This window comes from Flavobacterium sp. TS_SC_5, from assembly GCF_056156265.1.
Map to the genome: position 1 here is coordinate 956,041 of NZ_CM149588.1, position 13,909 is coordinate 969,949.

Consider the following 13,909-nt stretch of genomic DNA (forward strand, 5'->3'; position numbering starts at 1 on the left):
TATGATATTAAATACCCTAATGAAAATAAAAATAGTAATTGGGTTGAAACTAGGATGTATTCTAATGATACATTAAGTATATCTACTGCTTTTTCTACAAAATTTTATAAGAAGACAAAAGAAGGCATAGAGCAAGACGGTGAAGGAGTAAGAGTAAATTTTAAATATGGAGACGAAAAAGGAGAAATAATCTACCGTAACTTTAAATCTGAAAGTATCGTTTTAAGATTTCCAAATGCCACCGCGTTTAATGAATTTACAGTAGAAGATACTTGGTTAAAAATTGATTGGAAAATTCAAGAAGATAAAATGAAAATTGGTATTTTTAACTGTAAAAAAGCAATTGGTACCTTTCGAGGTAGAACTTTTATAGTTTGGTTCACAGAAGAAATACCATTGCCTTATGGGCCTTGGAAATTGTATGGTTTGCCAGGACTAATTCTTCAAGCCGAAGATACAGAAAAAATGTTCACGGTCAATTTTAGAAGTATTGAATACCCAACTAGTGAACTTTTTGAATTAAAAAAGCCTATCGAAAAAGAAACAAAAACGTTAAAAGAATACGTTTATGCCATGGATAATTATGAAGATTTACTTTTAGAAAAATTAAAATCTAAATTACCAAGGGAAATGGCTTCTAGTTTAACAAAAATGACAAGTAAAAAAGACACGAAAACAACTTATAAAGTTGAAAAGATTTTTGAATGGGAAAAATAAAATTATTTACCTTTTTCTGTATTTTCCTTAGTGTACATACAATTTGCTATGCTCAAACAATAATTGAGGGTTATGTAACTGATGCAGCAACTTCAAAAGGAGTTTTTGCAAGTGTTGTATTAAAAGATGAAAACGGCAAAATTATAACTTATACGAATACAAAAATTGAAGGATATTTTGAATTAAAAACAGCAATAAAAGGTGTTTTTAATTTGAATGTGTCTTCATTATCTTATGAAGCTAAATCTAAAAAAATTGAAATAATAAATAGTGCAAAAATTAAAGAAAACTTTATTCTAACATCAAAAACAACAGAACTTAAGGAAGTTATGGTGCAATCGAAACGACCAATAACAGTAAAAAAAGATACTATTATTTTTGATGCAAAATCCTTTTTACAAGGCAACGAACAAGTGGTTGAAGATTTGTTAAAAAAAATCCCTGGTTTAAATGTTTTAACCGATGGTACAATAAAAATTGGCAATCAAGAAGTGGAAAAAGTGATGATTGATGGGGATGATTTTTTTGAAAAAGGCTATAAAATTGTTACTAAAAATATGCCTGTGAACCCAATTGACAAAGTAGAAGTTTATCAAAATTATTCTAATAACAAACATTTAAAAGGTATTGAAAATAGCGAAAAAGTGGCTTTAAATCTTACGCTTAAAGAAGATGCCAAACGAATATGGTTTGGGAATGCTTTTGGTGGTTATGGTATAGTTTCTGAAAATAGGTATGAATTTAGAGCCAACTTAATGAACTTTGGAAAAAAAAGTAAACATTATTTCTTAACCAATCTTAATAACACTGGGATTGATGCAGTTGGTGATATAAACCACCTAATAAGACCATTTCGCTATGATGAACCTGCAAGTTTAGGTGATAATCAGACTGCAAATTCATTATTAACACTAAACTATGAATTACCTAATCTAAAAAAACGAAGGGTAAATCTCAATAATGCCGAAATGCTATCTTTAAACAGTATTTTCACTTTATCTGAAAAAGTAAAACTAAAAACACTCGGCTTTTTAAATACAGATGAAATAGATTTTTTTAGAAATAGTTTACAACAATTTTCCGTTGGCAATACAACATTTACAAATACCGAAAATTTTGTAGGTAGAAAAACGCAATTAACTGGTTTTGGAAAAATAGATTTAACCTACGACATTTCAAAAACTAAAACTTTTGAATATACAGGAAAGTTTAATAAAACAAACGAAAAAAACAGAAGTGATTTGTTATTCAATAACGATTTACTAAACGAACGATTAAATGCAAACAATCAACTTTTTGATCAAAAATTAGTTTACACAAACAAATTCAAAGACAACAAAGTTTTTTTATTTTCAAGTCGTTACATCAATGAAAAAACACCACAAAATTATTCTGTAAATCAGTTTATTTTTAGCGATTTGTTTGCAGAAAACGCTAATAATACCAAACAATTCAGTGAAAACAAAATGCAATTTACAGGTATTGAAGCACACTTATTAGACAAAAAGAAAAACGGCGATTTGTTTGAAATAAAAATGGGTAATCAATTACGAATAGATGATTTAAATACTCGTTTTGAGTTGTTACAAAACGACAACAATCTTTCTTTTCCAAATGGTTATCAAAACCAACTAACTTATACTACAAACGATTTATATTTATCCGCAAAATATCGTTTTAAATTTAAGAATGTTACGTTGTTAACCCAAGCAGACGCACATCAATTATTCAATCAATTAGAAAATTTCGATGTAAAATCTAATCAAAATCCGTTTTTTATAATGCCAAAAATTGGTTTAGATTGGAAAATTAACGAGAAAAATAAACTCCTTACTTCATATTCATATAGTACAACAAACGCAGGCGTTTTAGATGTTTATTCGGGTTTTGTGCAAACAGGATTTCGTTCGTTTTCAAAAGGATTAGAAGAATTTAATCAACTCAATTCATCAAGTGCCATTTTAAATTATACTTATGGAAGCTGGGGCGACAAGTTTTTTGCCAATACTTTTATCATGTATTCCAGAAACAATGATTTTTTTAGCACTAATTCCATTATTGCTCAAAACTTTTCACAATCTGAAAAAATCATTATCAAAGACCGTGAGTTTTTATCTATTTCATCAAGTATTGATAGGTACTTTAAACCCATAAAATCGAACTTAAAAATCAATTTAGGAGCAACAAAAATCAATTTCAAAAACATTGTAAACAATTCAAATTTAAGAGAAGTTAAAAATTTCAATGCGGATTATGGCTTTGAAATGCGTTCGGGTTTTAGAGGAGTTTTTAATTATCATATTGGCTCAAAATGGAATTACAACGAAGTTCAAACAACTATTAAAAATAGTTTCACAGACAATATGAGTTTTTTAGATTTGTCATTTATGTTTAGTGATAAATTTAACATACAAGTTCAATCAGAACGTTATTTTTTCGGTAATTTAGATAAAAACAACAACAAATATTATTTCTTGGATTTAGAAGCTCGTTATGTAGTTAAAGAAAACAAGATAACATTTTTCTTATCAGGAAATAATCTTTTTAACACAGAAAAATTTAAAAATTATAGTATTTCGGACATAAACATATCACAAACCGAATACCGATTAATGCCAAGATACGTTTTGTTAAAAATGGAACTCCGATTTTAAATAAAAACTCCTATCAAACATAAAGCCGCTTAATCATTTTTAATTCCTGAGTTTTATAATAGCGATATAAATGATCGTAGATGATCAACTCATACATTCTTTGTTTTGAAGTGTATTGTCGGTTTATCATCATATGAATATGGCTCATTAAGAAATCGGATAAGGGAATTTGTAATTTCCCTTTAATGGAATCAATCAGGTCTTTACTTTTGTCATCCTTGGCTTTTATAATATTGAAAATTTCCGTCTGATCTTCAGCTGCTTTTCCTAGTAAAAACTGCTGCATTTCTTGAAACAATTCTCTATAATGTTTATCTAATTCTTTTTTCAAACTTTTATCTGCATCAAATTCCTTTTTAAAAGCCAATTGTAATTTATCCATTAAAGATAATTTATCGGAATTACTTAGTCCAAATGAATTTAGAAAGGTGTCAATTGCAGTGCAGCTAAATAACAGGGGTGTTTCATTGTGTTCAAAAGAAGACCTTAAAGTTAAATAATGCAGGATCATTTCGCTATCATAACAAAACAATGTTTCTGAATCAATCATCGTTTTTTCACCATATCGTTCGATTTCTCTTTGATAGGTATCCGTTTGTACTTTCCAAAGGCTATTTTCTTCCAGCAAATTAGTTAAAACCGGATACATTCTGGCGATTACAGTTGAGGTTTTTTCTGGGGTTTTACAATAAAAACGAATTCTCAGGTGTTCTTCAGGATCTTTATACCTAATAAAAAACCATTTGTCAATTATTCTTTTCTCTATTAAATCTAAAATAACCGGATATAATTTTTCAAGCAACACAAGATCTGCTGTTTTTACTCCAGTGTATATTTTATAATACAACCATTCACTTCCTATGCAAAAATCCCTTTTCATACTTTACAATTGGTCTTTATAAAATGACAATATGAACTGATTGGCAAAATTTTCACCATTCGTATTTTTCACAACAGATTCTTCTGTAAATAGAAATTCTTCTAAAGTGATTTTAGCATGATTTACAACTGATTTTAAAAATAATTGAATCCCAATTTCTTGTTCAAAATCAATTAATAATGTGTTGTCAAAATACGCCCAATTTACAAAACGAGGAATGTTTCGTTCTTTTCTCCAACTCGAAAAAGCTTCAAATAATGGAATGCCTTCCATTTTATAAAAAGGGGTAATTTCAGTTTTAAGTACCATCCATTTTGATTTCGAAAGTAGTACTCCGTTATAATCAACCCTTGGAAAAAAATCGTAATGCGTTTCTAAAATACCCCAACTGAAACTATGAATAGGCTTTATATCCTGAGATTGTAAATCACATAAAAAATGATAAATAGGCAGCGATTTAGTAGAATAATTATGGGCATTTGACAAACAAGGAACAACTTCTTTATTATGTTTTTTGGATCGCAAAATAATTTTGTTGTTGCGTATCGAAATCATTAAATCATTTAAATCAATCGTGTAGTCTTGAGTTACTGTCGAATTAGCCAAATAAGCAATTTCAAATGCTCTTAAAACAGGTCTTCTCAATATATTACCGGTTCTTGATTCTGGAATATGAACGATTTCTGCTAAGATTTTATCAGAATGATAAGCAGCTTCTTTTGCTACAACTTCATTGGTTAAATTGAAAATAGCATCATTTCCATTACAAAAACGCCCTAATAGTTTGGCGGCACTAACATCCCCCGAAGATTCAATTGATATGATTTCTTTTTCTTCGTGCAATGCAATTTCAATCATTACCGAGAAAGTAGCCGGTGCATTATTCCAACTAGGATCAAAATCCGGAAAATCCTTTTCAGAAAGCGATACGGCTTTTTCGTTTTTCAGGATACATTCCCGTAGTTTTTTCTCCAGTATAAAATCATTAGAGGACCACGACTCAATGACTGATTCTTGAGCTTTACTTTTAAAAGAAAACTGCTCCAAAATCTCATGCGTATCATTCATTTCAGAATTTTGAAGATATCCAATTCCCGTTTCAGTATCCAAAACATTTGCCAAAGGCATTTCTCTTGATTCATACCTTTGAGTGAATGCTTTTATAAAACTCGTATGGTTTTCAGACTTTTTTTGCTTTTGAATTCCGTTTAAAAAACGAATCGCTTGGAAGACTTTTTTTTGAGAACTACTACTCAAAGTATTTACGGAAGCAGCCGTATTTAAATCAGTTTGAAAAAGATATTTTTCATCATAATCCACACCTGTTTTCTGAATTAAATCCTTTATAGCTTTATAGTTTTTTTCATAAGGAACAAGCGTTTGGTCTAATACTACAAGTTGCTTTTTTATCCTTTGTAAAAGTCTAGTCTCTTCTTTTAAATTCGGAATTTTATCGATGATTGAAAAAACGCGTCCCCATTCATCACTACCCGTTACAGTTGCATCCAATTCACTTATAAGAAACTGAAAATTGATAAGTTGATCTATAAATTTCAAAGCTTCTACGGTTTCAGATGCATTATCTGCAAGAAGCAGCATCATTTCATCGAGCGTCAACCCTGATGTTGCTTGGAGCACTAAATCATTTAAAAGTGTTGTTTTTCGCAATGCTGAAATGCTATGCTCTCTTTTTGTTTTTACATACTTGTATTCTACGTATCGGTAAAAATCCCCAAGAGCATAGATGGAATTATTTGGATAATATTTAAGATGGGATGTAACTTCTTCTCGTTTAGCAAAATCTTGTAATAGTGCCACCCAAAATTGCATGTCAAATTGTGTAAAACGGCTGAAATTTTCAGGTGAATGGAGTGTAATGTTCGTTTCAGAAGCTATTTTTCCCACTGTACAACCAGCAAATAGCCCGAAAGGAGTACAACGAGCTGATATTCGAGCACTATATTTCAGTAGGCTGAGCTGCAAACTATCCCTTTTTTTATGGGATAAACTGAAAGGCTCAGCTTTCCATTTGTCTAAAGCCGTTAGCAGTCCTGGCGAAGCCATTCGAATAGCTTCTCTAATATAAGGGTTATCAAACTGCAGCAATAAGGCCTCTTCTGAATAATTTTCCAATACATTCCTGTAAAAAGAAATTGGTAATAAAGGGGTTCTTAGAACATAGTGTGAGAAAGGACGAACTTGGTAGTGGTGCATTATCGTTTCTTTTTACTCACTTTTTTAGCGAGTTCCATCGCATCATAGACATTCAAAACTTTCCCTGATTTAGAGAGTTCAGAAAATTTAGCTTTTTTACCCTCACCACCAGGGATCAAAACCTCCATATCGTAAGCCGTTCCTGATTCTAAAATAATTTGTTTTATCTCCTGAACTGAAAGTTTAGGATAATACGACCAAATCAAAGCGGCTGTTCCTGATACCATTGGTCCAGCAAGGGAAGTGCCAGAATCTGTAGCGTAGGTGTTGGGGTAAGTTGTCGTGTAGATTTCTTCGCCAGGAGCAAATAAATCTACGTTTTGCTTACCATAGTTGGAAAAAGAGGATACAAAGCTACTGTCTAGTTTAGAGGATATGGAGCCTACATTGATGAAGTTTCCACATACTTCTTTTGAGCCGTCATAGGCAATATCACTAGGGTAATAAGGGTTTTCATCAACATTAAAACTGTTATTTCCTGAACAATGTACGAGCAAGACATTATGTTTTTCGGCATATTTAAAAGCATTAAAAACCCATTCTTTTTTCAAAGAGAATTCTTTTCCAAACGACATATTGATTACTTTTGCCCCGTTATCAACTGCATAACGTATTGCCATGGCAATATCTTTATCGTGTTCATCTCCAGAAGCAGAGATATTCAAAGGCATAATTTTCACGTTTTCGGCAATACCTTTAATTCCAATACTATTTGTTCTATTGGCAACAATAATACCCGATACTTTTGTGGCATGATCCTGAATAGGTCTATATCCAACTTTAATATTACTAATATTATTGTTGCCATAACCTTTCTCTAAAACACTAGGATCATCACCTATTGCTGTTCTTTCATTAAAATTAAGGTTTAGATTTTTATTTACAATAGAATCTATTTGAGTTTCATTTTCTTTGACATCCTCCAAAGATTTTTCATTGAAATCGAATCTTGCTTTCATAAAACCAATCATAGTCCCAATATCCATATCACCATCTTCGCGTCTTTTTCGAAATGTTTTATCATTAATTTTGTATTTTTGATACATACTGTCTAATTGCTGATAGGTGTATTCTTCTTTTGGAAAGTAATGCTTTAAACTGTCTTTGGCTGCAGGATAAGTAACTACACTATAATTTAAAGATTTAAGCCAGTTCTTGTAATAGATCGCTTCTTCTTCAAGTTTCGTTAAAGCCCTATGGTACTCCTTTAAGTTGGAGAGCTCTTGAACTGGAATTTGTGATTCCGTTTTATCCTTAAAAAGAGGAGCCCAATCTCTTACTAATCGGGTATACTCAAAATTAGCCCAAACTACATAACCTCCACTTGGAGTACCCAAAAAATTCCAACCATTGACATCATCGACATATCCATTATGGTCATCATCGATACCATTATTAGGAATTTCTTTAGTGTTAATCCATAATTGACCTTGTAGTTCTTCATGGTGAATATCGATTTGAGTGTCGATGACAGCTACTATTACACTTTTACTTTTTGGCTTTTTTTTATTTTGTGTATAGTATTTATCCAAGGAAATTCCGGGTACAGCATCTTGCTGATAATCTTTCTGAAACCAATTTTGTAAAGCCAACTTTGAAGCGTTAATCTCATCAGATGAAATGGTAGAACTAATTTTAGCTTCCTTGATAGAATTACAACTTATAATAAAAATAAACAAGAAAATAAAAATACAAAATGACTTCATGAATTGTTAATTAGGAGTTTTTAAATACAATAGTAAATTTAATAACTAATAGTTTCCTTGGTCTTATTTTGTCCACTTTGAGTTACTGTTCCTATATCACCATCAAATCCTAATATATTATAACCACCATTGATTGAATGAATATTTTTTAATTTTGCTACTTTCATTTTTTCTAAATCAAACTTGTTATTTAGCTGTTTTGTTTTTTTTGTTTTCATTTTTATTTTTTTATGGTTTATATTTTCGAATGTATACAACTTTCCCATTTTATACTAATCAAAGTTTCATTTGCTTATCGAAATTCCGTGAATTCCGATATTGATTAATTGTATAAAATAATGAATATGAGTTGTTTAATAGTCTTCAATAAGAACTAACTCCTTTATGAAATAAGTAGGTTTTATCCCCGTGTTTTTAAAAAAAGCAGTTGAAAACGATTCAGCATTATTAAAACCAAACTCAATAGCCAAGGCTTGTATGGTATAATTTCGCAATTTAGGATCCTTCTTCAACTGGATTATGGAATACTCTATTCGTAAATCATTACTATATTGAACAAAAGATTTGCCTTTGAACTCATTTATAATTTTAGACAAATATTTACTATTTGTATTTAAAACTGTAGCTACTTTTTGAATCGTAATCGTAGAATCCATAAATCCACTTTCACTTTCAAAAACTTGTAGTTTTTCCAGAATTTGCTGTACTACTTCTTCAGCGATACCAATCGATTGGTATCTATTATTGCTTATACTACCTTCAATAAGTTGAGAATGTAGTATTTCAGGCTTAACAACAACTGTAGTTTGCTGCATGATTTTTTCAAATCGAAAACGGTATTGTTTTTTGAGTTGGTATTGATACAAGGCAAAGCCACCAATTGCTGCTACCAAAACTAATAATATGAGGATTCCCGTGTACGAAACTATTTTTTCTTTTTGTAAAGATTCAATTAGTGTTGCCTTTTCTTTTAGTAAATATGGTGTGTCATATTCTTTATTCAATTTTTTTGTCAGTAATTTATATTTTTTTTGTAAAGTACTATCAATAGTCATATAAATATTTATGTATTTCAATTGGTTTTCTTTATCACCTCTTACCTTATAATGATTAATCAAAAACGAATAACCACCCATAAACTCAGGAATGATTTTTTTAGAAATAGTATAGATTGAGTCTACTTTTCTGAAATTTTGAACCGCTGCTTCTGGATTGCCTAAACCTTCGTATGCTTTGCCTAAATAAAAATATGATGCTAACGTGTTCCCTTGATTTTTAAAGACAATCATTTTAGGTAAAGCTTTGTAAATACTGTCTAAAGCCACGCGGTAATTTTTCTTTAAAACGTGGTTAGCACCTTCATTAAGAATAAATAAGTATTTGTAATTTTCATTCTTGGTAATTGTTGCCTCTTTATACCCTAATTTATTGTAATAGGTAGTTGAATCTGCTTGTTCCAGTGCCTTGTGTGCATCTGCTAGTGCAAAAATAACATCCTGATAAGCAAATGAATATTTTGGAGACCTTACCTCTTTGTCTTTGTAATAGTTAAAGCATTCCTTATATAAAACTAGTGCTTCTTCCACCTCACCCAATTCTTCGGATCTTAATAAGGCTATTGAGAATTTGGCATCAAAATAAAAATCAGTATTGTTTAATCGAGCACTATTTTCAGCCAAAATAAAATTATCTATAGTCTCTCTGAACCGCGATTGCTCTTTTAGCTCATAGGCCTTTCTTGAATAAGCATAAGCAGGGAATTTTAAATCATTTGTGTTTTTTGAGAAACTAATTGCATTATCCAAATAATAAATAGCCTTATCGCCTTTGTGTAACAATGATAATAAATAAAAAGCTCTTGCCTTATTTATAGGACTATTGTCAATTTTAGCTTTTATTAAAAATGCATTTGCATATTCTAATTGTTTCTTTTGATTTTTAGCGCTTTTTATAAATAACTCTTTCAACTGATCGTAAGGAAGTTTTGTTAGATCTGTTTTTTTTACTTGTGCCAATAAAATAATCGGTAATAGAAATAAAAATAGATTTTTATTCCAAAGAAAGTAACGCATTGTTTTTTGTTTTTTACAAAACTACGGGAAACATCGAGAATCAAACACATTACTGGTTTTTCTGAGTTTTTAACACAAATCACAATCTATTGATTATAAGTGTTTTATTGTTTAAAAAGCAAGGAATTCAGCAAAAAAATATCGAAATTCATGGAATTCCGATAACAACAGTTTGCTTAGAGCTCCTTCTTACTCTAGTTTTGACTTCAGAAAATTGACAAAGTTTCTTAGTAAGACGTTACTATAAAACGGAATCATTTTCTAAATTATAATCAGGCCGATTGTGAGGGAATAATACAGCTGTTAAGTAACCCTATAAAAAACTAAGCATTGGATTTTGTTAAAGCTAATTTGTTATCCTAAAAAAAACAAAGCAAACGGAATGTACAGCTGCCGGAATAAAGAATGTAAATAAAAAAGAAAGTTCTCGAGAAACTCTTTTGTTAGAAATCATTAATTAACAATTTTAAAACTTAAAAAAATGAATTTAGAAAATTTAACCACAGAAGAGTTGTTTGTTATTACAGGTGGGGATGACCCTATTTTAGTAACTGGGGGAAATGGTAGCTATTATGATGATGGGTCAGGTCAAGGATGCATCCCGGACCTTTATATTAAATTTCCAAAACCTTAGACGATACAATTTGTTGCTTTAAACTTATTAGATAACCAATTAACATTTATTTTAAATCATTAATTTTAAAAAATAAAAATATGAATTTACAAAATTTGAATTTAGTAGAACTTAATTATCAAGAGTCAAGTCTAGTTGATGGTGGTGGTCCTATCAAAAAAATCGGTTTAGCTTATTTCGTAAGCGAAATTATTGATGACTGGGAAGAAATAAAAGCTGGTTGGAGAGAAGGATGGGCCGATGGTGGAAATAAATAAACAATTAAAACTTAATTTTATGAAAAATTTGAAAGAACTTAACGAGAATGAATTATTAAATATTAGCGGAGGAGAAGGTTTTTGGGGTGATTTAGCTTATGGAATAGCTTACACTTTACACAGCGCATACGAAATCGCACAATTACTAAAAAGTGATTCTAGACATGGTAATGCAATGATTTATAAATAGAATTAATAATACTCCAGAATCAATTTGAAACAATATTGATTCTGGAATTTTTATAAACTAATTTCATATCCATGATTAAAAAAATAGATGATGTTTTGAATAAATTAAATTTTTTTAATTTAATGATTGTTACTGTATTTTGCAATTTGCTATTTTCTTCTATAGCTTCTTTTACTTCTAATTTACTGACGGGTAATCCGTTAAATAATGGAGTGAAAGGATTTTTAAATTGTAAAGAAGAATTTATCTTAGTAGTTATTGTAGCTCCTATTTTAGAAACATTAATTTTTCAGTATTTAATAATTAATTTTTTTTTAAATAAAACAAAATCTTTTTATGCTTGTGTAATATCTTCTTTAATCTTTGCGCTCCAACATATGTATAATTTATTCTATTTTGTTTTGACTTTATTTGTAGGTTTGATTTTTGCTTATCTATATGTAATTGGCAAAAAAAGAAATTATGGTTTTATTTTGGTCGCTGTTACACATTCTCTATATAATCTAATAGTTTTTATTTTAAAAACCATTTCATAACTTTTGCTTCATACGAATGACTATTTTTAAGCGAATAATTTATAAAAATTAAAAGACTTTTTTATAGTTTTAAGTAACTTATGCGAATAAATATTTTCTGTTGCACAAAAGTATTTTAAATAACATAGTATTTGTTTTATTTCTTATAGTAAAATTAATTTTCTAATACACAGTAATAGCAGATCACATTTAGTCAAGACCCCATAAATATCGCTCTACCACATATAATGTTCCGCTAATTGGCTTAGTCAGCTGTACGAAGTCTCCTAACTTCGCAACAATAAATGTTAATTAATAAATAGTCAACTGCTCTAAGCAACCCCAATAAAATGCCTAATGAACTTCAGTCAAGACCCCATCAACACTCTCGAAAATCTTATCGCCAAAAACAAAACCAAGAGTATTTCTATTTACTTGGTATTGATTCTGGCTATACTTATTTTTCTGGCACTATTGCCTGTTATTAAAATTGATATCAGCAGCCAGAGTCGTGGCATAGTGCGCTCTACCACAGATAATGTTCCGGTAACCAGCTTGGTGAATGGAAAAGTGACATTTGTCAATCTCAGGAACAATGGTATCGTGCAAAAAGGCGATACACTGGTACAACTTACACAAGAAAATCTGGATACGGAGAAAGCCACCAATCAGGAGGTTTCATCAACTGTTCAAGATCAAGTTCATGATTTGTCGCTTGTAGTTTAAGCCAAAAGCATTACGCTGAAAATGGCGGACAATATTAATCAAATACATAATGCTATTTTTCAGAGTTCTTTTACGATGATTGTAATCATTAAATTTCAAGTTTAAAAGCACTAAATTCAGGAAAAACAATATCGGAATTCACGGAATTCCGACAACAACTGTTTGCGTAGAACTTCTTCATATTCTAGTTTTGGCTTCAGAAAAATGACAAAGTTTCTTAGTAAGACGTTACTGTAAAAACCGAATCATTTTCTAAATTATAATCGGGCCGATTGTAAGGGAATAATACAGCTGTTTTGTAACCCTATAAAAAACAAAGCATGAGGTTTTAGGTAAAGCTATTTGTTACTCAAAAAAACAAAGTATAAGGGAATAATACAGCTGTTGTGTAACCCTATAAAAAACAGAGCAAGGAGTAAGATAAAGCTATGGTCTCCAAAAAAATCAAGCGTAAAAGTTCTCGAGAAACTTTTTATTAATAATAAAAGTGTAATTTTAAAAACGTAAAAAAATGAATTTAGATAATTTTAAGTTATTAGAGCTTAATGCTCAAGAAGTTAAAGAAGTTGATGGTGGCTGGATTGTTCCAGTGCTAGAGGGCTTAGCAATTTTAGCAACTGCTGCACTGATGATTCATGAGCAGGATTGTTATAAATGTAGAGGGATAGGTTATGGACGAGAGGCTGGCCCAGGTGGTCTGTGGGCATAAAGAATAAAAAAAATTAGAGTGTTAAATTCCGATTTGTGTACCTAAATTTTACTCAAGTATACAAATCGGTTTTTTAAAAAATTTCTATTTCATTTTTATTAAAGAATCCTTTTTAGAGTAAAACTTATAATTTAATCTCATACAACCTGCAAACAGTCAACTAAAAAAACGCTATTTTTTCAATTTTATTAATCTTTTTTTATTGGCCAACTAAATTTTAATTATATATTTTTTTTCAATATGAAAACAGCTCAAATATTTATTTACAGTTCCATTATCATAATTGCACTTCTAAGATTTTTTTTTCATTTAGATTTTCCTTTTTTTTATCCTTTATTTTTTTTGCTAATAATTATTGCAATTACTTTGAAACTAAAATTATTAAAACCTAAAAAATAATGTTTTAAGTATTTTATCTTTTTCAGAAGAAGAATAAATTAAATCTTTCAAAATATATTTGGACAGTTTATTTTATGTCTTAATCTCTAAATAGTCTACTTTTAGAGATTTAATTTACTTTTATATATACCTATAATAAGAAAATATGTCTAGCTAATGTTTCCTAATTTGTGCACACTTGGGCTGAATTTCACAGTCCATATTCTAAACCTCTTTTCTGTATAATCGTTAAAATA

Annotated in this window: 13 protein-coding genes; 8 read left to right on the top strand and 5 right to left on the bottom strand. The window is 30.0% G+C overall.

Annotated features, from left to right (window positions below; translation table 11 throughout):
• Positions 1-6 precede the first annotated feature (6 nt).
• Positions 7-717, top strand: coding sequence for a GLPGLI family protein (locus AC0J6S_RS04290; RefSeq protein ID WP_474956322.1), 711 nt, complete (start codon positions 7-9; stop codon positions 715-717).
• A complete protein-coding gene (locus tag AC0J6S_RS04295) occupies positions 705-3,371 on the top strand; it encodes a carboxypeptidase-like regulatory domain-containing protein (protein WP_474955592.1) in 2,667 nt (888 codons plus the stop codon). The genes AC0J6S_RS04290 and AC0J6S_RS04295 overlap by 13 nt, the downstream gene beginning before the upstream one ends.
• Before the next feature lie 13 nt (positions 3,372-3,384).
• On the opposite strand, the gene AC0J6S_RS04300 is transcribed toward AC0J6S_RS04295, so the two are convergent.
• The 5 genes from AC0J6S_RS04300 to AC0J6S_RS04320 form a co-directional block, all read right to left on the bottom strand.
• A complete protein-coding gene (locus AC0J6S_RS04300; protein ID WP_474955593.1) occupies positions 3,385-4,251 on the bottom strand; it encodes a thiopeptide-type bacteriocin biosynthesis protein in 867 nt (288 codons plus the stop codon).
• A gap of 3 nt (positions 4,252-4,254) precedes the next feature.
• Positions 4,255-6,465 (bottom strand): lantibiotic dehydratase family protein, encoded by a 2,211-nt coding sequence (locus AC0J6S_RS04305; RefSeq protein ID WP_474955594.1) that lies wholly within the window; start codon positions 6,463-6,465, stop codon positions 4,255-4,257.
• Positions 6,465-8,171, bottom strand: a complete 1,707-nt coding sequence (locus AC0J6S_RS04310) for a S8 family peptidase (protein ID WP_474955595.1) — start codon at positions 8,169-8,171, stop codon at positions 6,465-6,467. The genes AC0J6S_RS04305 and AC0J6S_RS04310 overlap by 1 nt, the downstream gene beginning before the upstream one ends.
• Positions 8,172-8,209: 38 nt before the next feature.
• Positions 8,210-8,389 carry a hypothetical protein gene (locus AC0J6S_RS04315; RefSeq protein ID WP_474955596.1) on the bottom strand — a complete coding sequence of 60 codons (180 nt, stop codon included), beginning with the start codon at positions 8,387-8,389 and terminating at the stop codon, positions 8,210-8,212.
• A 135-nt stretch (positions 8,390-8,524) separates the two neighbouring features.
• On the bottom strand, positions 8,525-10,243 hold the full coding sequence (locus tag AC0J6S_RS04320) for a helix-turn-helix domain-containing protein (protein ID WP_474955597.1): 1,719 nt from the start codon (positions 10,241-10,243) through the stop codon (positions 8,525-8,527).
• A 481-nt stretch (positions 10,244-10,724) separates the two neighbouring features.
• On the opposite strand from AC0J6S_RS04320, the gene AC0J6S_RS04325 reads away from it, so the two are divergent.
• From AC0J6S_RS04325 to AC0J6S_RS04350, 6 genes are all read left to right on the top strand, one after another.
• The gene (locus AC0J6S_RS04325; RefSeq protein WP_474955598.1) at positions 10,725-10,877 is read left to right on the top strand and encodes a hypothetical protein; all 153 of its coding nucleotides are present in this window, start codon (positions 10,725-10,727) and stop codon (positions 10,875-10,877) included.
• 80 nt (positions 10,878-10,957) lie between these two features.
• Positions 10,958-11,134: a hypothetical protein gene (locus AC0J6S_RS04330; protein WP_474955599.1), complete on the top strand. Its 177-nt coding sequence runs from the start codon at positions 10,958-10,960 to the stop codon at positions 11,132-11,134.
• A 19-nt stretch (positions 11,135-11,153) separates the two neighbouring features.
• Entirely contained in the window at positions 11,154-11,324 is a 171-nt protein-coding gene (locus AC0J6S_RS04335; protein ID WP_474955600.1) for a bacteriocin, read from the top strand.
• Between the two features lie 71 nt (positions 11,325-11,395).
• Positions 11,396-11,860, top strand: coding sequence for a lysostaphin resistance A-like protein (locus AC0J6S_RS04340; RefSeq protein WP_474955601.1), 465 nt, complete (start codon positions 11,396-11,398; stop codon positions 11,858-11,860).
• A gap of 336 nt (positions 11,861-12,196) precedes the next feature.
• The gene (locus AC0J6S_RS04345; RefSeq protein WP_474955602.1) at positions 12,197-12,565 is read left to right on the top strand and encodes a hypothetical protein; all 369 of its coding nucleotides are present in this window, start codon (positions 12,197-12,199) and stop codon (positions 12,563-12,565) included.
• Between the two features lie 511 nt (positions 12,566-13,076).
• Positions 13,077-13,274, top strand: coding sequence for a hypothetical protein (locus AC0J6S_RS04350; protein ID WP_474955603.1), 198 nt, complete (start codon positions 13,077-13,079; stop codon positions 13,272-13,274).
• Positions 13,275-13,909: the final 635 nt, after the last annotated feature.

Bases quoted from the DNA above. Each gene is read 5' to 3' on its own strand.
- AC0J6S_RS04325 (WP_474955598.1), top strand. From the start codon at position 10,725: ATGAATTTAGAAAATTTAACCACAGAAGAGTTGTTTGTTATTACAGGT.
- AC0J6S_RS04300 (WP_474955593.1), bottom strand. From the start codon at position 4,251: ATGAAAAGGGATTTTTGCATAGGAAGTGAATGGTTGTATTATAAAATA.
- AC0J6S_RS04310 (WP_474955595.1), bottom strand. From the start codon at position 8,171: ATGAAGTCATTTTGTATTTTTATTTTCTTGTTTATTTTTATTATAAGT.
- AC0J6S_RS04340 (WP_474955601.1), top strand. From the start codon at position 11,396: ATGATTAAAAAAATAGATGATGTTTTGAATAAATTAAATTTTTTTAAT.
- AC0J6S_RS04345 (WP_474955602.1), top strand. From the start codon at position 12,197: ATGAACTTCAGTCAAGACCCCATCAACACTCTCGAAAATCTTATCGCC.
- AC0J6S_RS04295 (WP_474955592.1), top strand. From the start codon at position 705: ATGGGAAAAATAAAATTATTTACCTTTTTCTGTATTTTCCTTAGTGTA.
- AC0J6S_RS04330 (WP_474955599.1), top strand. From the start codon at position 10,958: ATGAATTTACAAAATTTGAATTTAGTAGAACTTAATTATCAAGAGTCA.
- AC0J6S_RS04305 (WP_474955594.1), bottom strand. From the start codon at position 6,465: ATGCACCACTACCAAGTTCGTCCTTTCTCACACTATGTTCTAAGAACC.
- AC0J6S_RS04335 (WP_474955600.1), top strand. From the start codon at position 11,154: ATGAAAAATTTGAAAGAACTTAACGAGAATGAATTATTAAATATTAGC.
- AC0J6S_RS04320 (WP_474955597.1), bottom strand. From the start codon at position 10,243: ATGCGTTACTTTCTTTGGAATAAAAATCTATTTTTATTTCTATTACCG.
- AC0J6S_RS04350 (WP_474955603.1), top strand. From the start codon at position 13,077: ATGAATTTAGATAATTTTAAGTTATTAGAGCTTAATGCTCAAGAAGTT.
- AC0J6S_RS04315 (WP_474955596.1), bottom strand. From the start codon at position 8,389: ATGAAAACAAAAAAAACAAAACAGCTAAATAACAAGTTTGATTTAGAA.